Origin of the sequence: Tatumella sp. JGM118, assembly GCF_018257515.1 — a bacterium.
GTDB lineage: Bacteria > Pseudomonadota > Gammaproteobacteria > Enterobacterales > Enterobacteriaceae > Tatumella > Tatumella terrea.
Genome location: NZ_JAERJR010000002.1, coordinates 12,261 through 39,238, shown reverse-complemented (window position 1 = coordinate 39,238; position 26,978 = coordinate 12,261). Strand labels below are relative to the sequence as shown.

The window sequence follows — 26,978 nt, the reverse complement described above, 5'->3', positions numbered from 1 at the left end:
TGCTGCTTACGCGCAGGGTTTCTGCGTTACTTAGCCAGGCCGGACAGTCAATTCTGACGGCAGACTCATTTCATCTGTCGGGGCCGGAAAACCTGCCTGCAAAACCGGAAGGCTGATCGTTTAACGCACTGCCCGCTGGCGTATTACTCCTGATAATGAGGGGTATCCCCGTGATTTCAGGAAGTTTCCGGAAACCCGTATCACCGCTCTCATTCTTTTAGCATGAATTCGTAGGGAGGGAGGAATATTTCGCGGCAGGTATTGATGACGAGGGCCGGGTCGGCGAGCCGGATAGAGCCTCGCTTCGGCATCGGCTGAACAGAGTATCTCCGGACAATGCTTCCCGTCTCACCGCGTCCCGCTAAACCAGCATCGCTCGCGGAGCCCGGGGGCGCGAAAGACTGACATTAGCGGCCACCTGTCCGTTGGCAAAGTGCCAGGAAGTCACCGTCAGTGCATGCCACAAAACTCGTGTAAACCTGCGCTCACGGCCTGACACCCCCTGCTCAGAACCCGCCGTACCCGCCCCGGAAGTCTGCCAGCCGCAGGAATGTACTGCTGAGGGATTACATCATTTCTGGCTGGCGGATAATACTACCGTCGCTGAAACGCTCAAGCCGGTAGGGAGCCAGGTCAGTGAAAGGCGTATCGTTGGTCACCATTTCGGCAGCCAGCCGGCCAGCGCCCGGACCAATACCAAAACCATGGCCGCTAAATCCGGAGGCAACCACAAAACCTGGTAACTGACTGACCGGAGAAATTACCGGAACCAGATCCGGCGTAGTATCAATCCATCCGGCCCAGCTGTTTTCAACTTTTATCCCCTTTAATGCGGTGAACTCGCGTTCAATTTCAGCGATTGCCATCTGCAGGATCTCTTGGTCCGGCAGCGGGTCCAGCACCCGGTGTTTTTCAAAAGGAGAAAGACCGTCAAAAGACCAGGAACCGGCAGCTTCAGGGCCATCAAAGAAAGAACTGTTTAACCGGATTTTCAGCTTTTTCGCCAGTTTACTACGGTACATCGGATAAAACTTTGCCGCGTAGCGGAGGTTCTGTGGAGCAAGATCCATGCGGCCCCGCCCGGGCATTGAGACGGTATAGGATCCATCAAGCCGGCGGCGCAACGCCAGGTTCGGGGTACTCAGACAGCCTTTCGAGATCTCTGCAGCAACCGTGGTTTTAAACGCCGTCCCCAGAATATTCGCTGCCGGTAACTCAATACCGTGGCGTCGACACAACCGTGAACTCCACGCCCCACCGCAGCAGATCACGGTGTTCGCCCTGACTAATCCTCTTTCGGTCCAGACTCCCGTAACCTTTCCGCCGCTGACATCCAGCCCACGGACAGCACATTGCTGCTGAATATTCGCCCCGGCATTTTGTGCCCCCGTGGCGATTGCAGGCGCGGCCTTTGCCGGATCTGCCTGCCCGTCGGTGGGTGACCAGACTCCCCCAATCCAGGGGGATGCTCCGCCAATTCTGTTCTGTGCCTCGCTGGCCGTGAGTAGCTGGCTGGAAAAACCTTTTTCTTTCGCTTTTTGTCCCCATGCTTCCCATTTAGCCATATCAGACTCACGGGTCGTCCCGTAAAGGATCCCTGTACGGCGAAAACCGAGATCAATCCCTATTTCCTGGCTCAGTGACTCCCAGCGTTGCAGGCTGTACATCGCCAGAGGGAGCTCAAATAAGTCGCGATTCTGTTGCCTGACCCATCCCCAGTTACGGCTTGATTGTTCCCCGCCTATACATCCTTTCTCAAATAATGCGACAGAGACCCCCCGTTGCGCTAATTCATAACATATTGAGGTACCGATAATACCGCCACCGATGATGACTACATCCGCCTGCTCCGGAAAGGTCTTACTGTTCGCCACGGTATCCACTTTTACGCGCATGAAGTTTTCCTCAATATCAGTCAGTAAATTATAAACAGAGGTTATAAGTGATTTTCGGGCTGAATATGCATGATCCACAGGACTTTCGCGCCTGAGTGGGTATGGTTAAATACGTTGTGCCTGAGGCTGCTTTTAAACTGGAAGCTATCGCCCGGATATAAAATGGTCGTGTTACCTTCGATCTCCAGCGTTAGTTCACCTTCGATGACTAATCCTGCTTTCTCACCCTGCCCTGTAAGAACTTCATCTGAACGTATCTGAGGGGGGATGTCGATCATCATGAATTGCAGTTGATGGTCACCTTTTGGTGACAATAACTCCTTCGCAATGCCTCGTTTACCCACATGAAAGCCGGGCCTGTCCTGTAAGCGTCTGACGTAGTGTTCCGCGCCGGGTGGATCGTATTCCTCACTGTCAAGAAATGCAGTGAGCGGGACATTTAATACAACCCGCAATTGCTCGAGTATCCGCACTGTCGGGTTACTTAGATTTCTTTCAATCTGACTGATAGCACCGGCTGAGACTCCCCCGCGGGCAGCCAGCTCACTGATTGTAAGATTCCTGGACTTGCGTAATTTTCTCAAACGCAATCCGATATCAGCCTCAAGTGAATCCGCTACCTGAGACTCACTCCCCTCGCTATCTTTAGTCATTCATTTTTACCCTGATAATATGTCTCTTACCATGATACGCTAAAAATCTATCAACACGCTTTTGTGGCGCTGACAGGCTTCCATCGCAGCACGGCCCAGGTCCTTCCCTATACCTGACATTTTAAATCCACCGGTCGGAATGATAAAATCCTGGCTTCGCCCATAGCGGTTAACCCAGACAGTCCCCGCGTCGATAGCTTTAATCGCCCGCATTCCCTGCGAAAAATCACGGGTGTAGACACCGGCGGCCAACCCGTACACAGAATCATTAGCCAGGGCAATCCCCTCCTCCTCATCGGTGAAGGTTTGTATCGTCAGGACCGGGCCGAATATTTCCTTACAGACCACATCCATATCGTTCGATACCCCCGAAATTAACGTCGGACGATAAAATGCGCCTTCTCCGGTCTCCGTAAAGAATGTCCCGCCGGTAAGGATCTCTGCCCCTTGTTCACGGGCAGTCACCACTAAGGCATGGATTTTATCTGCCTGTGTCTTGTTGATGATCGGAGAATAGCGACTGGCACTGTTCCACGTTAAACCTGGCTGACAGCCGGCAATATTCTGCCGGATTTTCCCGATCAGTTCATTGGCGATATTTTTATGAACGATTAAACGGGTTCCGGCGACACATACCTGACCCGCATTTCCGGTAAATCCATCGGAGATACAACGGGCCACCTGCGCCAAATCATTCACTTTCTCAAACACCAGTTGAGGGCTCTTCCCCCCGAGTTCGAGAGTCACGGGCTTAATTCCGTTATTCGCGGCATTCGTCATAATTGCAGCCCCCGTAACAGGCGAGCCGGTAAAACTGACCTTTCCTACCGCAGGGTGAGCAACCAGTTGTGCACCGGCTGTCGCCCCCAATCCATGAATCACATTAAGAATGCCCGGGGGGATGCCGGCTAACACAGCAAGCTCAGCAAGGCGTACCGTTGAGAAAGGGGTCATTTCAGAGGGCTTAATGACCATCGCATTGCCGGTAGCCAGCGCCGGACCACACTTCCAGGCAGCCATCGATAAAGGGAAATTCCAGGGGGTTATCGCAGCAATCACACCATAGGGCTCAGCAGTACTAAACCCAAGCGCCGAGTGGCGCGTAGCGTAATGTTCGCCACCGGCTTTATCCGCCAGCTCGGCAAAAAAACGGATCGTTTCTGCCGCAGAAGCCACATCAGTGCTTTTGGCCAGAGTCACAGGGCGGGTTGAACAGGCGGCTTCTAATTGCAGCAATAGTTCATCCTGTTCAATCAATGCCGCCCAGCGATAAAGCGCCCGGGTCCGTTCACGGGGAGCACAGGTGGACCAGCCGCTTTTTTTTGCTGCCTGTAAAGCCCCGCAGACGGCACTATCAACCGTGTCTGTCCCCGCATCCGGGACAGAGGCAAAAAATTTGCCGTCAGAGGGACGATTAACCTCAATTTGTCTCTCTCCGGCAGGGGAAACTAACGTACCGCCGATGTAATGACCCATCGGGACTGGCACGTTTTCCGGAGTGAAGTCTGTCGTCATTTTAAAGTCCCCTGGATTAGGCCTGAGCATGTTATCCGCATGCATTGATTCAAATTCTGACGGTGTGTTTTCTTCAGTTCACCCGGATGTTTTCCGGACGCTACCCTCTCGTATCCGGAGATCAGCATCAGGCTATGCACCGGCGCTGAACTCAATGGCGAAACCCTCGCCTAATATTCATTATAATGAATTTACGACATTCTCTTTGTCAAGAGGATTGGCAATAAAAAACCACCAGGCTGGAAATCAATTCAACACTCTGAAAATGAACAATATAAAAACAAACCACTGCGGAGTTTTATCGGAAATGCTTATAAGCAAACCCTATGATATGAGACGGCAAAGCGATTGACTTACCACCGGCATCCAATGATATTCATTAAAATGAATTACGCGGGAGTTTTCCTGCCCACCAGAGACCAAACACAGAGCGAGTGACATATGGATTGGAGTAATGTTCATACCTATCTGCCATTTCTGCTAAAAGGTGCAGAGATGACGGTCTATATCACTATTATTTCATTGGTCATCAGTACCCCTCTTGGGCTGCTTTGGGCAGCAGGAAAAATGTGCCCCTGGCGAATCATCCACTGGCCGGTATCCATCATTATTAATATCACCCGTGGATTACCTATGATTGTGGTGCTGTTCTATGTCTATTTCGTGTTCCCGGACGTAGGTATCACCCTTACCTCTTTCGAAGCCAGTGTCATCGGCATAGCCTTTTGTTATTCAACTTACATTGCTGAGATATTCCGCGCCGGTATAGAAGCGGTGGATCGTGGACAGCTGGAAGCTGCGCGTTCAATGGGAATGGGGTTCGGGAAAGCAATGTGCCGGGTGATCCTTCCTCAGGCCTTTCATATCGCATTACCTCCTTATAGCAACATACTGCTGATGATGCTCAAAGATTCGGCTCTGGCATCCACCATCGCGGTGACAGAAATAACCCGTCAGGGACAATTGATTGCAGGATCAACGTTTGACAATACCACTGTTTATACTCTGGTCGCGCTACTCTATCTGGCGCTGAGTTTGCCTCTGATGGCGATGACCAAACGACTGGAAGCACGACGAGTGAAAGGGGTCTGAGATGATTGAAATTAAAGATGTCCATAAACGCTTTGACCAGATTGAAGTGCTCAACGGTGTAAACTTCAGCGTTGCAGAAGGGGAAGTGGTCTGTCTGATTGGCCCTTCAGGTTCCGGCAAGTCGACAATATTAAGGTGTATTAATGGATTAGAAACCTATGAGGGAGGAGAAATCAACGTTCTGGGGCAACGCGTCAATAGCAAAGATAAAAGCATAAACGACCTGCGACGCCAGGTGGGAATGGTGTTTCAGCGCTTTAATTTATTCCCCCATCGCCGGGTACTGGAAAATGTTATGGAAGGTGCGGTTCATGTTAACGGAGAGTCCCCGGATACCGCCCGAAAGCGTGCTATCGAGTTACTCGGGCTGGTCGGACTTGCTGATAAATTATCCGCATGGCCTGCCCAACTGTCCGGGGGACAACAACAACGTGTCGCCATTGCCAGAACACTGGCCCTTAATCCAAAAGCGATTCTGTTTGATGAACCTACCTCTGCCCTGGACCCCGAACTGGTGGGTGACGTATTACAGGTTATGCGCACATTGGCGGATGAAGGAATGACTATGATTGTGGTCACTCATGAAATGCAGTTTGCTCGTGAAGTGGCGGACAGAGTCTGTTTTTTATACGGCGGACGCATTATCGAGCAGGGGCCGTCCGGGGAAGTGTTAGGTAATCCACAGGAACCGAGGACGCAGGAATTTTTAAAAAGGGTCCTCGGGGGGTCGCGTCCGGTGCGCTGTGAGACATGCAGAAAAATAGCCTGATAAGGAAGACTGATGGCCCTGGTGACCACTCCTGACGGGGATGCATTACAGCTTCGCGAAATGACCTCCCGGGATTTACCTGCCGCTCACCGGCTGTCGTCCCGGGTGGGCTGGTCACATCGCCCTGAAGACTGGCAGTTTATATTTCAGTCAGGGCAAGGGTGGATTGCCGAAATTGATGGCAGGGTCATTGGTTGCGCACTTTACTGGCTTTGGGGGGAGAGTGTAGCCACCGTGGGGATGGTGATTGTGTCTCCTGACTGGCAGGGGAAACGTATCGGGTTTCTGTTGATGAGCAAAATAATGTCCTGCCTGGAGGGGTATCAGGTGCGTCTCCACGCCACACCTATGGGTAAAGGGCTTTATCAAAAGTTCGGTTTTAAAGACACCGGAATGATTACTCAGTACCAGATCAATCCCTTACCGCAGCTGCAGGCGTGCGCTATTCCTGCAACGCTGTCGGTTCGTCTGGCGTATCCGTCAGATAAGGGATCCCTGACAGCACTTGATACACTCGCCACCGGCCTGTTTCGTCCTGAAGTGATCGGCCAAATCCTTGCCGGGGGAATAAAAACGATAGTTTTGCTGGATAAGCAACAGCAGATCACCGGGTTCGCCGCATGCCGGAAGTTTGGCCGGGGTGTCGTTATCGGACCGGTCGCTGCCGCCAATACAGAGCAAGCGAAGATTCTGATTTCTCAACTTTTTTCCGCTGCCACCGGTCTGTTTCTGCGCATTGATATTACGGATAATCCACCGCTGGCACACTGGCTTGAAGCCCTCGGATTCACCTCTGTCAGTATTCCGCGAGTGATGGATAAAGGCCGCCGGCCTGCAGAGCCCACCGGATGTTCAAATTTTGCTATCGTCACTCAGTCTTTAGGCTGAAAGCCAGCCCCGGATGTTTCCGGGTGAGCCAGCGGCCAGCCCGGACTGCGCAAGATGCCGATGAACCTGTATATTTCATATTGCGGGTTTAACTCTCTTTTCCTTCAGACAGGCAGCCACGGAAGATAACGGCCGGGGATCCGCATGTTTCTGTACTGGCTGAACCGGCCCTCAGAAGGAAAGATATATCCCGCCACCGGGCCGGGCTATTTCTTATTATTCAGCATCGACTTTAAATCGGCAAACGGGTTAAAGGTCGCCACACCCATATCTTTCTGTGCATCTTCGCCCGCAACAACGCGGGTGCCATAGATATCGGCTTCGGTATATTTCGAATGTTCATGGTCGTGACAATACAGACATAGCAATTCCCAGTTACTGCCGTCTTCCGGGTTATTGGTATGATCGTGATCGATATGGTGAACCGTTAATTCCCGCAGATTGGAATAAACGAACTCCCGGGAACAACGCCCGCAGACCCACGGATAAATTTTAAGTGCTTTTTCACGATAGCCACTTTCCAGCCGCGCGTAGTTTTTTGGAATAAAAGCCATTGCCATTGTTACCTGTTATCAAAAAAGACGATGTGGGATTTTGCTGAAGCCAGCCGGTGCTCTTTTCCGCTGAGAAGCAGCCCCCTCTCTGAATGTGGCTATTCTACACGGGTAAACGATAACCTGACCACAGAGCCGTTAACAAACTCAGGATTGTCTTCTCTTTTTATCACCGCAACCGTGCTGATCCCGCCGACCTGCCGGTGACCATAGGAATCCGACCTACCCTCCCCCTTATATACCGTGGTTCACCATTTATAGCAGCGAGAACATAGATAAGCACAGGGTAAGTGTCGTTCACAGCAACCAGGGACGGTATTCAGTCACTGCCTGCCATCGGTGAAGGTACCCCGGCGGATATCACTACTGAAAGGAATTTAATATATCGCCGCCATTATCGCGATGATAAAAATATACTGCGGCACCGGCCCGGGGTCAGCCCCTCCGGGTCGATGTCTGGCCCCACCGGTTGACCTGTCCGTGAGCGGCAGTCATACCCCCCTGCGCCGGCAGAGGTTAAATCACCGGGCCTCCGGGCTCTGATCACGGGAATTCCATTCATCACGGGTGATTTCCCATAATTCAGACATCAGCCAGCCACTGACATAGTGCTTCTCTTCCGTCCGGATAAGCCGCATGCCACTGTTTTCTGAGATTACCCGGGAACGGTGGTTATCCGCGGCTTTCGGTGCCCGTAAAACGTCCCGTTTCAGGGTGTTGAACCAGTAATCGGTTACCGCAATACTGGCTTCACGCATATAGCCCTGCCCCTGATATTCAGGCACCAGCCAGAAGCCGCGGTTATTATCGGGTATATCATATAAACAGATATGCCCGATAAGTTCTTCCGGGGCGCTCTTTCGGCGTACCGTCCAGCACCATGCCTGTCCCTTTTCCATCTGCGGCAGCGCAATAGAATTCACATAAAACTCTGCACCGTCCTCCGGATAGGGCCAGGGGACTGTATTCACCAGATAACGGACGATCTCCCAGCGCGGAAAGCATTGCTGGATCTGCCGCGCATCTTCACTGACCAGCGGGGTTAACCATAATCGGGATGTTTCCAGTACGGGTATCGGCATAGCAGACTCCTGTCTCAGGTGATGGTTCTGTATCGGGTATAAGCTTTTCTGCGGCAGCGTTTCCGAAAGCAATCCTGCCCGGGGAGCCATATAAAATTCCCGCCGGGTCGTTATGCACTTTGGCCAACAGCCCCCCCGGCAACACAACAGGAGATGCCCGGCGGTCCGGTTTATATCGCGACAACGGGCGGAAGGGTTCCCGTCATCTTTTCCGCCACGCCGGAGATCACCTGCGATGACGGCAGCCGGAAAGCCGCCTCAGGGATTGTCATCGCGGTTCCCTGAACCGTACCAGGAAATCCGCCGGCAGCAAAGTCACGGAACCACTCAGAGTCACCTGCGAGGGGCTGCCGAATATAAATTAATAACATCATGTTTTAAAAAAGGAAAATATTGTGAGTGATTCTTCGGTCGGGCTGAGTACGAAGTTCCCCCATCGCCGCTATCCTAAAACCGGTTGCAATTCACCGATTCGCAGGTTAAATCAATAGTAACTCTCCTTCAGATATCAGATTACTCACGTAAATGAAGAAAAAAACACTCAACCAGGTGACCGATTTTGACCTCAGGCTGCTAAGAATTTTTAAAGCGGTCGCTGAATGTGGCAGTTTTTCTGCGGCAGAAGGATTATTAGGGATCACCCGTTCCGCGATTAGCTTACATATGGGTGACCTTGAACAGCGATTAGGGATGCGGCTGTGTCAGCGCGGACGGGCTGGATTCTCTCTGACCGATGAAGGAAGAGAGATACTGCGTCTCAGTGAAACCATGATGACCTCGGTAGAGTTTTTTCGCCAGCAGGTCAATCAGATGCATGAGCAGATCCGTGGTGAATTCAAGCTCGGCATTATAAATAATCTGGTGACACAGCCGATGATGCGGATAACCGAAGCGTTACAGGAGCTGCGTACCCGTGGCCCGGAAATACGCATCAATCTGAGTATGTGTACACCGGCGGAGATCGAAAGAGGCCTGATGGACGGCCGCCTTCACGCCGGCGCACTGCCGATGATCACCCCGCTCTCGACACTCAACTACTATCCGCTCTATGAAGAGAAATCCAGCCTCTACTGCAGTCACGACCACCCGCTGTTCGGGACGGCCGGGAATGTTGACAGCGCCCGTCTCAGCAGCGTGGATGCCGTCGCTCCCGGTTACCGGATGACCGCAGAAACTATCGGTTTGCACCAGCGACTCAACTGCAATGCCACCGCGACTGACCGGGAAGGGATAGCTTTCCTGATCCTCACCGGTAAGTTTGTCGGGTTCCTGCCCGATCATTATGCGAATGCCTGGCTGGAGAAGGATATGATGCGGGCTATCCATCCGGAGGAGATGTTTTTTACCACTACCATCGCGGCTGCTACCCGTAAAGGCCACCGTGCCAACGCCATCCTCGACCTTTTTTTACGTTCCCTCGGGCTCTGATGTCAGGCCGGTATGATCCACTCTAACACCACCGGCCGAATTCCCGCCGGTACGGCTTCCCTTCAGGGATACGGTTTGCGGCCCGAAATCCCTCCTGCCGCCCTGCCGATCGTCAAATCGTTTGTCACCCGCACACCCGTTTCCGCGAGCTGACCGGCTGGCCGCCCGTATCCTTGTCAGTTCAGGGGAAGCTGCAGGCCAGATTCAGGCCTGACCCACGGGAGAGAATATCTTGTCGGGGATCTGCTAACGTCTTTCGGCCCGGAGACCCGCCGCAGAAAATGATGCCTGATGACCGTTTACCCCTCCATGGCGGTCCGTCGCCGGCTCTCTGCCAACGCAAGCGAGCCTGCCCCCTCAACCAGATCTCAGGTGTCAGATCCGGAAAGAGCTCAGGAAACCGATAAAAGTCTTCACCGCCCGTGACTGCGTTTTTGTATCGCGATACACAAGTCCGATATCCCGGCCGGTCAGTGGTTCGGTTTCACGTGTCGTGATCCGATAGGGGATATTCTGCAGCGTCAGTTGCGGTAACAGACTGATCCCCAGATTTTTTTCAACCATCGCCATCACAGCATAGTCATCCCACAGGGTATATCTGACCTGCAGATCCAACTGATGCTGAGCAAAGATCCCTGATATCTCATTATTGTTGCCCTTCTCCAGCAGCAGGAAGGGATAATCGCATAATGCCTTTAGCGGAACGGTCTGCAATCCTGCGAGCGGATGGTCGTCCGGCATCACGACCCGATAGGGGTCATGATGCAGAAACAGGCTTTCCAGCGAGGAATGGACAGGCAGGCGGGTAAATCCACAGTCCACCTGGCCCTCCAGTACTCTGCGCTCCGTTTCACGATAGTCTCCCGGCACTAATTCGAAGATGATATCCGGGTAGTGCTGACGGAACTCACTCAGGAGGGCAGGAAGCCAGTGAACGGCAACACTGGAAAACGTCCCTACCCTGATCGTCCCTGACTGCAACCCGTTCAGCGCATCCACTTCGCTTTGCAGACGACCATAACTTTCATAAACACCACGGGCAAAGGGTAACAGGCGACGGCCTTCCGGGGTGAGTCTGGCTCCCTGCCTGCTGCGTTCGAATAACGACACTCCCCATTCGGTTTCCAGGTCATTGATCATCCTGCTGATCCCCGACTGGGAGTAAAAGATACGTTCGGCGGCGCGGGTAAAACTTCCGCACTCGACCACGCTGATAAATGCCTTGTATTTCTGAATATTGAGATCCATGGCCGGCACCATCCGGTTTTGTGATGATATCCATGCTAAACACTCGATTTTGTAATCACAAGCCCTGTGCAAGAATGCCTTACCCCCGCAGAAGTGCCGCAATGATGGCACAGACAGCGGAGATAATCTTCGCGATATCAGCGACTGATGCTGATCGTCAAAGCACCTCAGCCCGTCGCTGATGCCCGGCATTTACACTCAAGGGATCAGGCCGGTCCGCCGGGGTTCTCCGGCCTGCCTCGCAGGAGAGTGCAGCACCGGAGGCTTAGAGGAACAGTTCAGGGGGTGAACAGCACCTGCCGGCCGGCAGTGAGTACTTTATTTTTATACAGAGGAGCGTTTTCAGTGAGTGTCTTACCCATGACTGACGGCTCAGCCGCGCCGGAATTTCCGGGCATTTACGGACGTTTCCGTTCCGGCACGGAAGATCAGCAGCCTGCCTCTCCCGCCGGAACATCTCTATCGGGTATCAGCTTGCTGGCAGACTCTGCTAAGGCGGAACGATGACCACGCATCAGCACAGCCTTTCGTTCAGCCGTGGGGTGAAAGATGCTATTCCGTTACTGCTGGCGGTGGCCCCGTATGGCGTGATCCTCGGTATTCAGGCCGCCAGTCAGGGGATCCCTCCCTGGCAACTGGGGCTGATGACATCGATGAACTTTGCCGGAGGTTCTGAATTTGCCGCCATCAGTCTGTGGCACGCGCCGCTACCAGTGCTGACGATTGTGATGCTGACGTTTCTGATCAACAGCCGGCACATCATTATGGGGGCCGCGATTGCCCCCTACCTGAAACATTTACCACTGAGAAAAATACTACCGGCACTGTTCCTGATGGGCGACGAAGGCTGGGCTGTCAGCTATGCCAGTGCGGTGAGAAACGCATCCGGAATGCCCGACGCAAAAGCACTGCCGCTGGCCTATTATCTCGGGGTCTGTTTTCCGTTCTATCCGGTCTGGGTACTGTTTTCGCTGGCGGGCTATCTTTTACCCTCGGTGCAGGACCATATTCAGTCACTGGGTCTGGCGATGGCCTTCCCGGCAATATTTATCGTACTGCTGAAAGGAATGTGGCGGGGAAATCAGACGATACTGCCCTGGTGTACCAGTCTGCTGGTATCCGCGGCTACCTTTATCCTGGTACCGGGTTACAGCTATGTGCTGGCCGGCGCCTTTAGCGGCATGCTGGTGGCCTGGCTGCAGGCACGGAGGGGGGTATGACCTGGCAGGCAATACTCACCATTACCGGCATGGCACTGGCCACCTATCTGACCCGGGTGCTGGGATTTCTGTTACTGCGTAAACGCCACCTTAGTGCCGGTGCAAAGCATGTACTGGAAATCGCCCCCGGGTGTGTGATGGTGTCGGCGATTGCGCCCGGATTTTTTTCAAACGGTCCGGCACGGACCCTTGCGATGCTGATAGCCATTGCCTGCGCCCAACGCTTTCCGATGCTGGTGACGCTGGTAATTTCGATGGCCAGCCTGGCGCTGCTGCAGTACCTGCTGCCGTGACGCGGGGGCAGGTGTCCTGCCCCGTGGCTGAGCGCAGGCACCGCCAGGCCAGCACGCAGCCCCGCGAAATGAGTTCACAGAGCAACCCGGGGTAAAAACCGGTACCGGCACCGGCAGCGCTCAGCGACCATCCCCAAAACCCTGAGACGACAGACTGGCCGGGTGAAGATAAACATCCCGGCAGGGGACGCCACACAGTATAAAAAAGGACGATATTAAGATACCACTCTGCACACTATCATCGGTGTGCGGGGCACTGCGGATAAATAGCAATGTAGTAGTCACCGGGTTTTTACAGTGATTCGCTACAGTATTATACGCATTTTTTGCCTGACTCTTCCGTTTCATTTTTATCTAATACACTGATTTATAAATTAATTACATATTCTCCGTGTAAATATCGTTATATCACCTCTTTACCGGCCTGTGACCTGATAACCCTATATTTTGCTTGACTACTACATAGCAGCCACGCAAAATTGCAGGGAGAATGATACTTATTACTATTTGCGTTCCGATGACCGGCGTTGTGTTCCGGGTCTGACGCAGGAGTTAACATGCCACAGCAGGCTCCCTACCATGGATAAACGAGGTTTACAGGTCGAGAACCTGCGTGCCGGTTACCAGAAAAAGATAATTATTGATGATATCAGCCTGAGCCTTCCGCCAGGCAAGATGACCATACTGGCCGGTGCTAATGGGTCAGGAAAATCCACTTTACTCAACAGCATCGCGCGGATGATCACCCCGCATGCCGGACAGGTCATCCTGGATGGCAAGGCGATTCATCAGCAACCTGCCCGTCAGGTGGCACGTCAGCTGGGAATTCTGCCACAAACCCCGCTGCTGCCAGAGGGACTGACCGTCGCAGAACTGATCTCCCGGGGCCGGTTCCCGTGGCAGGGATTCCTGCGCCAATGGTCAGAAGCCGATGAGCAGGCGGTGACCGAAGCGATGCGTCTGACCGGGACGGAGTCTCTGGCAGATCAGCAGGTAGAGAACCTTTCCGGCGGCCAGCGCCAGCGATGCTGGATAGCCATGACCCTCGCCCAGCAGACCCCGACAATTTTGCTGGATGAGCCGACGACCTTTCTCGATCTGCGTTATCAGGTTGAGATCCTTGAATTGCTGCGTGACCTGACCCTGCATCATCACCGGACGGTGATCATGGTGCTGCACGATCTGAATTTTGCCGTCAACTATGCAGATACTCTGGTATTTATGAAACAGGGCAGATTGTGTGCCGTCACCGACGACCCAGCCACCTGTACCCCGGCGCTGATCCAATCCGTGTTTGATCTGGATGTCCAGATGTCGGTCAACCCGCACACCGGCAAACCCTTCTTTATGCCCTTTCCTGCGATGAAGAGTTCACAATAATGACCGGGACCGTCCCTTTGTTCCGCCCTCGTCAGTCCCGTTACCTGCTAAGTCTGCTGCTGACGGGCTTGCTGGTGGCCGTCTGTTCAGTCATTGATCTGGCGATCGGCGCCCGGTATATCGCACCGGAAACGGTCGTCCGGGCGCTGTTCGCGTATGATCCCCGCAATTTCAATCATCATGTGGTGGTTGAACTCCGGCTGTTACGTCTGGTTGCCGCACTACTGATTGGCAGTGCATTAGGCGTTGCCGGATTGCTGTTACAGTCGGTGATCCGCAATCCCTTAGGGGAGCCTCATATTCTGGGCTTAAATGCCGGGGCGGCACTGGCCGTGGTGATGAGTATGGCTTGTGGCGCGAGCTGGCTCACCTTGCCGGGTATCCGGCCACTGGTCGCGGCGGCCGGTGCTGCCTTGCTGTTCGGCCTGGTGATCCTCTTCTCTTCCGCCGGACGCAGCGGGCTGACGGTGATGAAGGTCACACTTTGCGGGGTGGCATTGTCCGCTTTCGCATCTTCACTGACCGCCACGGTACTGTTACTGGATGAGCAGACCATGATGGATATGCGCACCTGGCTGGCCGGTGATCTGGCCGGACTTAGCTGGCCGGGAATACAGGCAGCGGCTATTCCGATAGCCCTGGCGGTCCTGCTGGCGGGATGGCTGGCCCCTTCGCTGAACGCCCTGGCGCTGGGGGATCACCTGGCCCGCGGGTTAGGGGTCAATCTGCGGCGTACCCGGATGTTGTCCATTTTCGCGATTGCCTTACTGAGTGGTGCGGCTGTCTCTCTGGCCGGGCCGATAGGCTTCGTCGGGCTGATTGTCCCGAATGTGGTACGACGGCTGATAACTGAAGATGTACGTAAGGCTATCCCGTGCTGTGCTTTGTGCGGCGCGCTGGTTCTGCTGGTTGCCGATATTGCCGCGCGCACGCTGATAGCTCCTCAGGAGCTGGCGACCGGCGTAATGACCGCCCTCGCCGGGGCTCCGGTGTTTATCTTTATTGCCTCGAGGTTTTTTAAATGAGCCACCTGTTGCGCGCCGTCGGCTGGAGAGTACTCCGTCAGGGCCGGTGGTCTGTTCTGCTGCGGCCCGCCCTCCTTGCCCGGCTGGCATTTTTTCTGCTGCTGATTTTCCTGTTACTGATCGTTGGTATTACTCATGGCAGCCTGCGGATACCGGTATCCGGTGTCGCCAGAGCGCTGTTTTACCCGCAGGAGGTGCATGACCCTTCTCTGTTTATCGTCACAGGCGTCCGGCTTCCCCGGTTACTGATGGCTGTGGCGGTCGGCGCAATGCTGGGAATGGCCGGGGCGGCGATGCAGTCCATTACCCGTAACGGACTGGCGGACCCGGGACTGCTGGGGGTAAAGGAAGGCGCCAGTATTGTGGTTCTGACGCAGATCCTGTTCTTCCCGGCCGCAGGTATGCTCTGGCAACCGGTCACCGGGATGGCCGGTGGCTTGCTGGTCTCGGCGCTGGTGGTTGTGCTGGGCAGAGATTTTTCCCGGCCCCGTTTTATTCTGATAGGCATCGGAATTTCGTGGATATTTGCGGCCGCCATCGGTGTTTTTATGACTACCGCCGATGTCCGTCAGGTTCAGACCGTCATGTTATGGATGGCGGGCAGCCTGAATACGGTCAGCTGGCCACTGTTAGTCATCTCCCTCTGCTGGGGCATACCGGCCATATTACTGTTGTTTCTCACCGCCCGTGCTTCAGATATTGCCTTACTGGGAAATACCGCCGCGACCGGGTTGGGTGTCAGGTTATCTCAGTTAACCCTGCTGAGGTTTATCGCGCCGGTCATTCTGACCGCCACCTGTATTTCCTGTGTCGGCAGTATCGGTTTTGTCGGGCTGATGGCCCCGCACCTGTCACGTATGTTGTTCCGGGGCGGACAATCCGCACTGCTCAGTGGCAGTGCCGTCTGTGGTGGCGTGCTGGTCTTACTGGCCGATAATGTGGGAAGACTGGCTTTTGCCCCATTACAGTTACCTGCCGGTATCGTCATTTCGTTACTCGGCGGTCCGTTTTTCCTGCTACTGCTCTGGCAACGCCGGGATAAATTCTGATTTGTAAGGATGATTATGCGTATTCTTTCTGTTTTGCTGTTATTTATCAGCACCTTTGTCATTGCTGCGCCGCAAACTCAGCAGTTCACCGACGATAGCGGACGTACGGTAACGGTACCGCTGCATCCGAAGCGGATCATCTCACTGCATGATCTGGACATTACTATTCCGCTCATTGAGCTGGGGGTTTTCCCGGTCGGCAGTCACGGACGAACATTACCGGACGGCACTCATACACTGCGATCAGCGCGACTGTTAACCGGTGTTGATTACACTGACTCCGGTATCCGCTTTATCGGTACCTCGGACATTAATATCGAGGCAATTGCTGCACTGAAACCGGACCTGATCATTACCGAACCCGGCCGTAATACCCCGGTCGATCAGCTTGAAAAGATTGCCCCGACCGTCAGTATTGATCATCTGAAAGGCGGCGCACCACGGATTTACAGTAAGCTGGCACAGCTGACCGGCACACAGGTTCAACTGTCACGACTGGAAGCACGGTATCAGGATGAAATCAGTCAACTGAAACAGACCATCGGCGGTCGTAAAATTACCGTCTCCGTCCTGCAGGCCAATAACGGTAAAATTACCGTAATGCACAGCTACCATTCACTGGGGAAAGTACTGCGTGATGCCGGCCTGACCTTCCCTGCCCTGATCAATAATATTCCTGAAGATGGCCGCATGAATGTCAGTGCCGAGCGACTGCCGGACCTGGATGCGGATCTGGTGTTCGATACCTGGCGGGGTGATACCGGCGGTTCGCCGGCCGATGAAATCGCGGCGATGAATGCCGTGATGCCGGGCTGGTGTAACTTCCTGACAGCCTGCCAGAAGGGCCACTATGTGATGGTCTCCCGCGAAGAAGCCATTTCGAATTCGTTTGCCGCACTCAGCCTGATGGCTGCCGTGGTTCAGTCTCAGATCGCAGGGCTGGCTGTCTCTGGCGCGAAATAAGCGGAATGAACGATGAAAGAACAGAAGAAGAATAAACACAGGGTGGATGTCTACGGGGAACGTTTACGTCACCGGGCCCCCCAACTGTCTGCCGGCCTGCAGAGTGTTCTTTATTATATTAATGAAAACCGTGCCACGGTACTGGAAGCGACTGCACTGGAAATTGCGGCAGCCACCGGCACCTCCGATGCCACGGTGGTCCGTGCGGTGCAGGCGCTGGGGTTCGCCGGTTTACGTGATCTGAAAAAAACCCTGGAGTTATGGTTTGAACCGGTGATGAATTCCACCGATAAAATGAGCTCTACCGTGAGTGAGTTCACCTGTGATATTCAGTCGGGTATTGATTTCGTTCTTGAAGGCCATAAACATACCTGCGAAGTGCTTGGTTCTCCGGAAAACCGCATTGCACTGTCGCGTGCGGTTTCACTGTTACTGGACGCCCGGCAGGCCGCCATTTTCGGTATTAATGCCTCGGGGATCCTCGCCGAATATGCCGCCCGCTTATTTAACCGCATCGGTCTGCCCTGTGTGGCGCTTAACCGTTCGGGAATAGGCCTTGCTGAACAGCTACTGACTCTGCAGCGGGGCGATGTGCTGATCATGATGGCCCAGAAGTCAGCACACCGGGAAGGCATGACTACACTGCGGGAAGCGCGGCGGCTGGGGAATCCGGTGATCCTGCTGACTAACGCGATGGACTCACGGTTTGCACAGGAAGCAGATGTAGTGATCCAGGTTCCGCGTGGCGGGGAAAACGGTAAAATCCCGTTACACGGTACGGTGCTGGTCTGCCTGGAGATGCTGGTATTATCCGTCGCATCCTCAGCCTCTCAGCGCACGATAAAATCGATGAAACGTATGCAGGAATTACATCGCGGCCTGAAACCCGGCAGCCATAAACGCTGACCCCGGGAGGGGTTACCCGGACCGTGCCGGCCGGCAACCTTCTGCCGGCCGGCATCATTGCCTTACGGCCCCTTGTCCTCCGTCACCGGCTTCGGTAAGCCGATAAACACTTTCATATTCAATGGATTAACCAGTAACTCAGCCATTTCCCGCACCTTATCTGTCTGTATGGCTGCTGCCAGCCCTGCGACCTCCGTAAGGTAACGCGGATCATGGTAGTGTCGGTAACTGAGGATCAGACGCTTTTGCAGGCTGTAAATGTCCCCGCTGCGTGACTCTTCCGCCTTCTCAAACTGCCGACGTTGCTCCTCTACCTGCTGCGGTGTGATCTGTGACGGCAGTTGTCTGAAGACCTGCAGTGCACGCTGCCATAACTCCCCGGCTCTTTGCGGTGCCGTGGTAAAACTCAGCGCGGACTCGATCCGTTGATGGCGATCGTTCAGTGTACTGCTGAAGCGCAACCGGTAAACCCCCAGCGCATCATCACGCAGGCTGACTTTTAACGCCTGAGTCGCAAGGTTCTGTGCAACGTTCAGCCGGACAGCGTCTTCCGGGGACCAGCGGCGCGAACTAAAACTCCAGGCATTGACCGTCGCACGCGGTTCTGCATTCGTTTCACTCACCCAATCATCATAACCACTGGCCGGTAATTCGCGGGTCAGTCGACGGAGCTTGCCTCGCGGGATGGTCGCCAGGTAACGGGCCGCCAGCGGCACCAGGTTGGGCACATCGTCGGCCACCAAATACCAGGTCATCGGTGCCCTGACCGTCAGCTGCCACTGCCGCAGAAATTCACTGTTTTCTGTTCTGCTCAACCGATCGGTATCCGCCGCGGCTCCCGTGTCCGGCAGTTTGTAACGTAACCGGTAAATCTGTAAGTCACGATCCTGCTGGTCAGACTGATCCCGGGTCGCCTGCTGACGCAGCAGTTGCATCATGCTTTCGCTGCGCACCTGAGGATCGATCCCGGCATTAACCTGAATCTGATGGTTGATAGCCAACAGATTTTCGGGATCCCGCGCGGTACCGACAGAATCAATCTGTAATTCGTCCGGCTGTTGGGTTATCAGCAGCGACACCGAGTGTTCTTTTTTCCAGCGGCCGAAGTCAGCGGTCCCCCACCCCGCCGGGCCGCTCTGCTTAATCATCTGGCCGGCAAGCTGCGACTGCCAGCGATCCAGCCCCTGCATCATAAAACCCGACGGACTGGTAGCAGACAGATAGACCCGGTCTTTCGCCAGCGGTGTTTTCAGCCAGACCAGGGTGTCGCCGTTACTCAGCGTCCACTGACGGGTCTGTTGTTCAGGATAGATTTTCAGCCCGTTAAGGGAACCTGCCCCGGTGAATGCAGGAAGCTGTGGTAATACAGTAGCAGGCGGACGGCGATAGGGTGATAACGGGAGCGCCGCCACTTGTGCCATCTGCCGGCGCACCTCCGGAGGATCCGGCAGTCTGGCGGTACGGCTTCCCGGGATCCCAAACTGTACCAGCTGATCATTGGCCATTAGCCAGTCTGTGATCTGCTGATTCACCTGCGCGTCAGTGATGCTGTCCGTCAGCGAAAGGATGGCTTTACCCCGCTGCTGACTGTCGGTAAACGGCTGCTTCTGTTCCCAGCGAACAGACAATTCGCGGACCCAGCCACTAAAATCACGCTGCGCCGGCCGGGCAGCCATGGCTGTCGCCGCCTCACGGATCGCCTGCCGTTCTTCAGCAATATCAGCAGGGTCGGCGCCATAGCGCAGAAAGCGTTCACGTTCACGCAGTAAACGGATCAGACCTTGCTGATGCTGACCCGGCGTCACATCCACAAATAATCCCAGTGCCTGGCTCTCTCTGCCAATGGCCGATTTACGGACAATGATACGACTGCCGGGGGCCTGATCGTCCTGGCCCGATGTTTGTAACTGACGTGTCAGCACCTGCAGCGCTACCTGGCTGACCAGACGCTGCGTCAGCGTGGTGTCCGGCCCTGACGGGAACCGGGTCACCAGTGAGACCTGACTATTACCACTCTGACGGTCCTGTAGCCGGACGACCCGCAGCTGGTTTGCAAGCACCGGTTCATAGTAGTTTCTGGCACTGACCGGCGCGGCCGCCATGCCCTGAAAGGCGTCGGTGATGGATTTCCGTGCCTGCTGCACATCAAAATCTCCGATGATCAGCAACCGCATATTTCCCGGCCGGTACCAGCGCTGATAAAACTGACGCAGTGCCTCCGCCCCGGTCTCGCGAATCGATTTTTCATCGCCGATCGGTGGCCGGGACGGATACCGTGATCCTTCCCGCAGAGCAGCAACCCGCTGCTGATTCATGCGGCTGGCAACCCCTAACTGGCCCCGCCATTCCTCCAGAATAATCTGCCGCTCACTGTTTAAATCCGCGTCGGTGATGCTGGCCGACCCGGTCATCTGACTCAGCGCCGTCATCGCCAGCGGAATACCGGCACTGCCGTCGGGCGGGCTCATCATAAACAGCGTACGTTCATAGTTCGTCATGGCATTATACTGGCGGGCCCGTTGCCAGCCCTGGCTTTGTAACAGGCTGGCGACGCCCTGCGGATACTGCCGGCTACCGCGGAACACCATATGCTCGACCATATGCGCCACCGCAGGCTCATTCGCCAGCTGATCCAGTGAGCCGGCATCGACACTTAGCCGGATATCCACCCGGTGCTGATAGCCTGCCATCGGCACCAGGGTATAGCTGAAACCATTCGCCAGCTGACCTTCAGTAATGCGGGGGAAACCGCTGAGTTTTTCCCCTGCCACTCCCCATGAACTTGCAAACACTGACAAAAAAAACACTATCCACTTCATCTTTTTCATTCCCGGATTATCCTTTGCCGCAGCCTTGCGGTATCACTCTCACGTAAGCCCATCAGCCGGTTACCAGTTGTAAGCCACACCCAGCCAGAACTGACGACCTGTTTTATACGTCACCGTTTTACTGCTACTGCCAGTGGTTTGAGAGGCGGCGATAACATTATCCAGTACGTTAATCACATCGAGCGTCAGCTCAAGACTCTGCTGGCCGTAGGTCGGTTGCAGGTAACTGAAATGCCAGTCATATGAGAAATAATCTTTGTACCGGGTCTGGTCATAACGAGTGGCATCACCCTGATAATTTCCGCAGACGCTGCCTTCTGCCGGGCAACTGACGGAGGTAGTGGTGTAGCCACGATATCCGGCGGTGTAGCCCAGGTTCTGGTTCCAGTTAAGCCGTAACGCGGGGAAATAAGTATTCAGGTTCACGAAGGCCGTCCAGGGAGTATTGAAATCCAGCGCATCCATTTCGCCTTTATCCATTAACCGGCCACCGAAGATCACTTTATTGTCATCGGTATCGCTGACATCGTAATAACTTTGTGAGCTGGATTTATTTTTTGTATAACTGGCCCCCGCCGACCAGCGCATTTCTCCCCAGGAAAAGGTTTTCGGACTGACAGGCTCGCCGGTCAGTGAAAAGGTATTACCACGGGTTCTGGCATTGTTAGCCAGAATATAAGCCCGCTCACCGGCATCATTCGTTACCGTCTGTCGGCCAAACTGATCTTTACCCTGACGGTTAACCCATTTTAGCGTCCATACCGAGTTCAGTAGTCGCTGTGAAATACCCAGGGATAACTCATCGCTGTAAGGGGTTTTCAGGGATGACGTGGCATAATCAATGGAGGCAGTCTTAAGCCCTCCCTCACTCCAGGCCCCGGAGGCGCTGCTGCGGGTGCGTACCGAATAGCTGCTGATCCCCTGGCGTAACTGATACGCCAGCAGGCTCTGGCCGTAATAGCGGTTAGCTCCGCCAAACAGTCGGGTGGAATGGTCATCCGACAGATCATAAGACGCGGCCAGACGCGGTGCCAGGGTGAGATTTTTAAGGAAATCATCATACTGAGCACGGGCGCCAGGTGTGACTTCCAGCCTGCCTAAGCTCATGCTGTCCTGCATATAGACTGCATAATCTGTATAACTGGCAGAAACCTCCCGCGCCGGATAGACCGTCAGGTTCTTAAAATATTGCTCACCATTGATGCAGTAACTATCACCGGACTGACAATCAACCCCGGTATCCACCGTTGCCACCCCCCGTGACAGGGTGACATCATTAAAACGTTTATACCGCGCAGTGTAGCGGTCAATCTCCCAGCCAGCATCAATCTGATGTGCCACCGGCCCCGACATCAGCGGGTTAAGTTCGTAATCCTGTTTCAGCGTGAGAGTGCGTTTCTCTGTGGAATAGGTGCCGTAACCGCCAATCAAAGATGTCTGGTAATTTTTAGTGGCCGGTGAACTGACCCAGTCAATAGCATCAGACACAAAACCTGCCGAAGCATAGGATTTATACCAGGTGAGTAACTGATCTGACTGATGAGAAATTTTATTTTGTTCATACTGATAACCCGCCAGGCTGGTCACTTTCCCCCAGCCGGTCAGATGTTCCCACTCCGTATTCAGACGGTAGCCGCCCCCCGTATTGGTAAAGGCACCGTTCTTAACGTTGGCTTTATAATATTCCGAAGAATGCGGCGAATACATCCCGGTCAGGCGGAGTGTGTCGCCATTATCGGCCAGATAGGTCCCTTTCAGTAAATAGGTTTCTGACAGCCGTTTCTGGTTGCTCCACTCCCCCAGGTAACTCTGGTAATAGGGGATCGTCGATTCCTGACGGTTATAGGCGAACAGCAACGCCGCGTTATCGCTGAGTGGCTGGTTAACCGAGACAGAGTAGGTTTCTTTTCTGAATTGCGGCTGACGGGTCAGGCTGGTCGCGGTATCAAAGTCTTCTGTCTCATTCGCATCCGTATGATACCGTGTCCAGGATGAACGGGTTGTGCGATACGCTATCCGGCCGGAGGCACGTCCGGTTTGCGGATCTTTCAGCCGGGCATCGACCACACCGCCGGTAAATCCGCCATATTTCGCCGAGATATTGCTGTCGAATACCTCCAACTGGTCGATAAGTTCGGAATTTACCCAGAATGACTGCGTTCCGCCCGCGGGCAGGTCGGTGGGAGAATAGCCGTCCGGAGTTGCAGAGAATTCGCCGCCATTCGCCCCGGGATTCACCGTATTATTATTCGACAGACCGTCAATGGTGAAATTATTGTTATAAAATTTTTCGCCGTGGAAAGAGACATTTTCCGGGGCGATTTCGCCAGGGGTAGTGCTGCTGTCGGTGGTATTAGCAAAGCGGACCGCGGGATTATGTTTCAGTAACTCCGGCACACTTCCGTTTCCGGTCGGGAACTGATTTATCTGTGTTTTATCGAGTATCTGCGTTCCCATCGACTGACTGGTCGGTGTCGTGCGTACCAGGATAGTGTCTTCCTGTGTCTGCTCCTCCGCCGTGGTATCAGCGGGGGGATTTTCCAGGCCGAACGCCGCTCCCGGCAATAAAACCATTGCCGCGATATAGGTTAATTTGTTTCCCACGAAGTATTCCCAAAGAAGTTAAGTGATAAAAATTTATTAATCTGTCAGGGCTACCGCACCGCTAAGTTTAAAAATTATCGTGACGGTCTGATCCCCGGCCGCAGCCCCTTTCAGATAGCGCCAGCGAGCGATATCTTTATAAAGCTCCCCGCTGAAGACTCCGGCAGGATTTTCTTCTGTGATTTGAACATGAGTCACCATCCCGCCCGCGGTGACATCGAAGCGCAGCTTTACTCTACCCTCGACGCCCAACGCTTTTGCTCGCTGCGGATAGCTGACCCTGCGGGTTAAGGCTCTGACGGTGGCGTGGGGCTGCTGACCCGCTCCCGCCCGGGCCGGCGCCGTGTTACTGTTACCGGTATTTTGCGGGGACTCCCGCGCGATATTTTCCGCAGCCACGCCGTCAGATGTTCTCCCGCGGGCAGGCCCTGATTCCGGACCCACAGGCGGCCGCCTCTGTGCCGGGGCGTGTTGGGTTCTGCCGGTTGCCATCCGTCGGGCGACCGCTACACTTTTTCCGGTGGAATGCGTCGCCCGCATCGCCGTGGAAGGTTTCTCTGACGAGTGCAGGACTTTTTTACTGGCCGGCAGAGCCACTGTTCCGTGCTCACTGACCGGTAACGGTGCTCGTTTCGGTGTCTCACCCGTCGCGGGCACACCGTCCTGGGGGCGTGATATGGGAGGTTGCGGGCTTAACTGCACCGCAGTGAACTCCTTAACGTCAGAAGACGCGTTGCTCTGCCCTCCTCCGCTCATAATTACCGGAGATGACGCATAAGTGATCACCGCCAGGATCAGCAAGGCGTGACAACCGACCGACATCATCACAGGCGCGTTAACCTTTACTTTCCTCCATACATTGCTGGCGGGTGTCTCCCCCCCGGTTTCAGGCCCCCACAGACTACACAAACTCGCCTACCTCTTGCCGACGGTGCAGTGACTTATCTGCCGTGATGCCATCCTCAGTAAAAGGCTGAGAAAAGATAAGACTGCATTATATAAAAACGATAATGAGAATTATTTTACAAATGATAATCGATTGCAATAGAAAACATTACATTCAGATACAAACGGAAATAATTGGCTTTTTTACGAGCAATTTTTTGATACTGCTGCCGGTTATGTCGCCTCGCCGGCCGGCATAACGTCAGTGAGTGAACGACAGCCGCTGATGGCCTGCCGGTAAAATACGTACAGTGTCCGGGAGATATGGCCGGCTCATTCGGTGATTTCTTTTATCTCTCAAGCCAGTGATGGCAAAAAGCTTATCGGGGACGGAGCAAAATTGACGGATACGGGCAAAAGAGGAAAGCCTGAAATAGCGGTTAAAGAACAGATAAGCTACCCTCAAAGGCACCCGGCCGGTGCGCTGTAGTGCGCTTTTTCACCCCCGGGCTAACAACAGACGCAACCTGAAAACGGGGACGGAGTCAGCGGCTCAACGGTCCGGCGAGCCTTTTGTCAGTGTGTCAGCCAGGGATAAACCGGCCGAAAGAGAGGAGTATTTTAACGGATCAGGGGTCGGCGGTTTCTGCAGAGCCACGGTTGTGAGGAGTCGGAATATTGACTGCCCCTACTCCCTGAGTGATATAGCGTCAGGAAGCACGAAAATGCCGGAACAGTCAGTCAGCTAGTTAGTTAGTTAGTTAGTTAGTCAGTTAGTCAGTTAGTCAGTTAGTCAGTTAGTCAGTTAGTCAGTTAGTCAGTTAGTCAGTTAGTCAGTTAGTCAGTCAGTCAGTCACTTAGTCACTTAGTCACTTAGTCTGGATAAGCGAAAACAGGCAGAGGAAAAAAATATCCGCCGCCCGGTTCAGGGTCAGCGGATACAGGTCATAGGGATTTCAGAAAATATCTTCCACCTTCCTGGCCACCAGAGAAGTCCCGGCGACGGAGGGCAGAAATCAGCCTTTCATCCGGTGCGCAATCGTATTAGCAGTCACCATCGCGTTATAGACATCATCGACCGTCAGTTCCATCGGCATATTGTTCATCGTATCGCCAGGCGCACAGGCAATACGCGCCACTTCACGCCATTGTGATTCGGCAAAGGTTTTCAGGCCCATATCTTCCAGTGTCAGCGGAAGTTTTGCCGCTTTCACAATACGTACCACATTCTCCCATTCTTCCTGCGGGGCATTTTCCAGCACCAGCTGGGTCAGCAGGCCAAAAACGACTTTCTCACCGTGCTGCGCTTTATGCAGATCCGGGACCACTGACATACCGTTATTGACCGCATGAGCCGCGGCCAGGCCACCAGCCTCTGCACCGACACCACTCAGATAAATCGTCGCCTCGATGGTCTGCTCCAGTGCCGGGGTGGTCAGGTGGTTCGCCACAGCATCCATAGCCGCATCAATGTTTTCGCTCAGCAAACGGTAGCAGAGTTCTGCCAGCCCCAGTCCGGTCCTCGACGGTTTGTGCAGCACCAGATTGATACCATCGGCAGCATAGCAGGCACGTGCCTCAAAATAGGTCGCTAACGCATCGCCGACCCCGGCGGAGAAGAAACGCAGCGGTGCGGCCGCGATAATCGAGGTATCGGCCACCACCACATCCGGGTTCTGCGGTAAATACAGATACTCGTCAAACTCTCCGCTTTCGGTATAGATGACCGCCAGCGCAGTACAGGGTGCATCGGTGGAAGCGATTGTCGGGAACAGCACCACCGGCAGCTTCAGATAAAAGGCAACCGCTTTCGCGGTGTCCAGCGTTTTGCCCCCGCCGACCCCGGCAATAACATTGGCTCCGCTGGCACGGACACATTCCTGAAGACGGTCGATCTCTTTCCGGCAGCATTCATAGCGGAATTTTTCAGCACATCCTTTCAGTCCGGCGGCCTGCAGGGCAGGTAATGCCTGTTCTTCCACTTTTGGAAGAATAAATTCATCGGTAATGATAAGGGTGTTATCGCCAAAATCTTTCACGAAGTCATCGATTTTCGACAACATATCGGTGCCAATAAAGAATTTTTTCGGTGATGTTACCGTTCTTGGTAATTTAGTTTCTTTAATCATTTCAGCTTCCCGTCAGGTGAATTTTGATAAATTTATGATGGTGAAATTCTCTCCACCTCACATTGATCATGATCATAAGCGGGTCTGTTTATTTGTCTTAATTACCGGTTATCCTGGCGGATAACTGTACAAGGAACAGCTAAAGAAAGCGTTACCCTGCCTGATACAAAGTGAAAGAAATCTATTTAATAGGTTGATTATTATATCTATTTTTCAAATGATCTTTTCTGTGCGCGGTGATGGCGAAGAATGTTATGCCGGTTGTCACCTCCCGTAAGAAAGATAATTCTTCCGGGATTCTTACCGCCCGATTTGCCGGCGCCTCTGCTTAGCCTTATAAAAATAACCCAGGCAATAAATTAACCACCTTAATCTGACCCCGCCTCAGTGGTGGGCTTGCCGGGAAATCGGGTTCGCAAATGCGCCGGAAATGCGCCCGATAGGATCATCAGGCGCTCTTCTGGTGCAGAAATCGCATCCCTCTGCGAAAGACTTTCACCTGATCTTTATAAAAATCAGGCAGTAAAAAGAATGGCATCGATATTGCGTGGCATTCAGTCATGCCATAATAA

21 protein-coding genes are annotated in these 26,978 nt (G+C 53.9%); 11 read left to right on the top strand and 10 right to left on the bottom strand.

Translation table 11 applies throughout. The features are described 5' to 3' along the window. Positions 1–566: 566 nt before the first annotated feature. Genes JK223_RS02665 through JK223_RS02655 form a run of 3 tightly spaced genes read right to left on the bottom strand, consistent with a single transcriptional unit; the run spans position 567 to position 4,063 of the window. Positions 567–1,895: an FAD-binding oxidoreductase gene (locus JK223_RS02665; RefSeq protein ID WP_212712679.1), complete on the bottom strand. Its 1,329-nt coding sequence runs from the start codon at positions 1,893–1,895 to the stop codon at positions 567–569. A 41-nt stretch (positions 1,896–1,936) separates the two neighbouring features. Then, positions 1,937–2,548, bottom strand: a complete 612-nt coding sequence (locus JK223_RS02660) for a helix-turn-helix domain-containing protein (RefSeq protein WP_212712678.1) — start codon at positions 2,546–2,548, stop codon at positions 1,937–1,939. A 39-nt stretch (positions 2,549–2,587) separates the two neighbouring features. After that, on the bottom strand, positions 2,588–4,063 hold the full coding sequence (locus tag JK223_RS02655; protein WP_212712677.1) for an aldehyde dehydrogenase: 1,476 nt from the start codon (positions 4,061–4,063) through the stop codon (positions 2,588–2,590). A 441-nt stretch (positions 4,064–4,504) separates the two neighbouring features. Here JK223_RS02655 and JK223_RS02650 point away from each other — a divergent pair, with 441 nt between their 5' ends. The 3 genes from JK223_RS02650 to JK223_RS02640 are packed head-to-tail and all read left to right on the top strand — an operon-like array spanning position 4,505 to position 6,812. Beyond that, complete coding sequence (locus JK223_RS02650; protein WP_212712676.1) at positions 4,505–5,155, top strand: amino acid ABC transporter permease; 651 nt, start codon at positions 4,505–4,507, stop codon at positions 5,153–5,155. A gap of 1 nt (position 5,156) precedes the next feature. Beyond that, positions 5,157–5,924 carry an amino acid ABC transporter ATP-binding protein gene (locus JK223_RS02645; protein ID WP_212712675.1) on the top strand — a complete coding sequence of 256 codons (768 nt, stop codon included), beginning with the start codon at positions 5,157–5,159 and terminating at the stop codon, positions 5,922–5,924. 12 nt (positions 5,925–5,936) lie between these two features. Further along, positions 5,937–6,812, top strand: a complete 876-nt coding sequence (locus JK223_RS02640) for a GNAT family N-acetyltransferase (RefSeq protein ID WP_212712674.1) — start codon at positions 5,937–5,939, stop codon at positions 6,810–6,812. Positions 6,813–7,018: 206 nt separating this feature from the next. Here JK223_RS02640 and yajD read toward each other — a convergent pair whose 3' ends face one another. Then, complete coding sequence (yajD, locus tag JK223_RS02635) at positions 7,019–7,366, bottom strand: HNH nuclease YajD (protein ID WP_212712673.1); 348 nt, start codon at positions 7,364–7,366, stop codon at positions 7,019–7,021. Between the two features lie 521 nt (positions 7,367–7,887). Next, positions 7,888–8,448: a GNAT family N-acetyltransferase gene (locus tag JK223_RS02630; RefSeq protein ID WP_212712672.1), complete on the bottom strand. Its 561-nt coding sequence runs from the start codon at positions 8,446–8,448 to the stop codon at positions 7,888–7,890. Positions 8,449–8,973: 525 nt separating this feature from the next. Here JK223_RS02630 and JK223_RS02625 point away from each other — a divergent pair. Next, on the top strand, positions 8,974–9,876 hold the full coding sequence (locus tag JK223_RS02625) for a LysR family transcriptional regulator (protein ID WP_212712671.1): 903 nt from the start codon (positions 8,974–8,976) through the stop codon (positions 9,874–9,876). Between the two features lie 375 nt (positions 9,877–10,251). On the opposite strand, the gene JK223_RS02620 is transcribed toward JK223_RS02625, so the two are convergent. Continuing rightward, the gene (locus JK223_RS02620; RefSeq protein WP_249213443.1) at positions 10,252–11,124 is read right to left on the bottom strand and encodes a LysR family transcriptional regulator; all 873 of its coding nucleotides are present in this window, start codon (positions 11,122–11,124) and stop codon (positions 10,252–10,254) included. 503 nt (positions 11,125–11,627) lie between these two features. Here JK223_RS02620 and JK223_RS02615 point away from each other — a divergent pair. From JK223_RS02615 to JK223_RS02585, 7 genes are all read left to right on the top strand, one after another. Continuing rightward, the gene (locus JK223_RS02615) at positions 11,628–12,344 is read left to right on the top strand and encodes an AzlC family ABC transporter permease (RefSeq protein ID WP_212712669.1); all 717 of its coding nucleotides are present in this window, start codon (positions 11,628–11,630) and stop codon (positions 12,342–12,344) included. Next, the gene (locus tag JK223_RS02610) at positions 12,341–12,637 is read left to right on the top strand and encodes an AzlD family protein (RefSeq protein ID WP_212712668.1); all 297 of its coding nucleotides are present in this window, start codon (positions 12,341–12,343) and stop codon (positions 12,635–12,637) included. The genes JK223_RS02615 and JK223_RS02610 overlap by 4 nt, the downstream gene beginning before the upstream one ends. Positions 12,638–13,216: 579 nt before the next feature. Continuing rightward, on the top strand, positions 13,217–14,017 hold the full coding sequence (locus JK223_RS02605) for an ABC transporter ATP-binding protein (RefSeq protein ID WP_212712667.1): 801 nt from the start codon (positions 13,217–13,219) through the stop codon (positions 14,015–14,017). Then, positions 14,017–15,042: an iron ABC transporter permease gene (locus tag JK223_RS02600; protein WP_212712666.1), complete on the top strand. Its 1,026-nt coding sequence runs from the start codon at positions 14,017–14,019 to the stop codon at positions 15,040–15,042. The genes JK223_RS02605 and JK223_RS02600 overlap by 1 nt, the downstream gene beginning before the upstream one ends. Further along, the gene (locus tag JK223_RS02595; RefSeq protein ID WP_212712665.1) at positions 15,039–16,091 is read left to right on the top strand and encodes an iron ABC transporter permease; all 1,053 of its coding nucleotides are present in this window, start codon (positions 15,039–15,041) and stop codon (positions 16,089–16,091) included. The genes JK223_RS02600 and JK223_RS02595 overlap by 4 nt, the downstream gene beginning before the upstream one ends. A 15-nt stretch (positions 16,092–16,106) precedes the next feature. Continuing rightward, entirely contained in the window at positions 16,107–17,054 is a 948-nt protein-coding gene (locus JK223_RS02590) for an iron-siderophore ABC transporter substrate-binding protein (RefSeq protein WP_212712664.1), read from the top strand. Between the two features lie 12 nt (positions 17,055–17,066). Continuing rightward, positions 17,067–17,960, top strand: a complete 894-nt coding sequence (locus JK223_RS02585) for a MurR/RpiR family transcriptional regulator (RefSeq protein WP_212712663.1) — start codon at positions 17,067–17,069, stop codon at positions 17,958–17,960. Between the two features lie 62 nt (positions 17,961–18,022). Here JK223_RS02585 and JK223_RS02580 read toward each other — a convergent pair whose 3' ends face one another. From JK223_RS02580 to JK223_RS02565, 4 genes are all read right to left on the bottom strand, one after another. After that, on the bottom strand, positions 18,023–20,788 hold the full coding sequence (locus tag JK223_RS02580; RefSeq protein WP_212712662.1) for a M16 family metallopeptidase: 2,766 nt from the start codon (positions 20,786–20,788) through the stop codon (positions 18,023–18,025). A 60-nt stretch (positions 20,789–20,848) separates the two neighbouring features. Then, positions 20,849–23,362 (bottom strand): TonB-dependent siderophore receptor, encoded by a 2,514-nt coding sequence (locus tag JK223_RS02575; protein WP_212712954.1) that lies wholly within the window; start codon positions 23,360–23,362, stop codon positions 20,849–20,851. A gap of 66 nt (positions 23,363–23,428) precedes the next feature. Beyond that, positions 23,429–24,217, bottom strand: coding sequence for a TonB family protein (locus JK223_RS02570; RefSeq protein WP_249213457.1), 789 nt, complete (start codon positions 24,215–24,217; stop codon positions 23,429–23,431). A gap of 1,076 nt (positions 24,218–25,293) precedes the next feature. Continuing rightward, entirely contained in the window at positions 25,294–26,406 is a 1,113-nt protein-coding gene (locus JK223_RS02565) for a glycerol dehydrogenase (RefSeq protein WP_212712660.1), read from the bottom strand. Between the last annotated feature and the right edge of the window lie 572 nt (positions 26,407–26,978).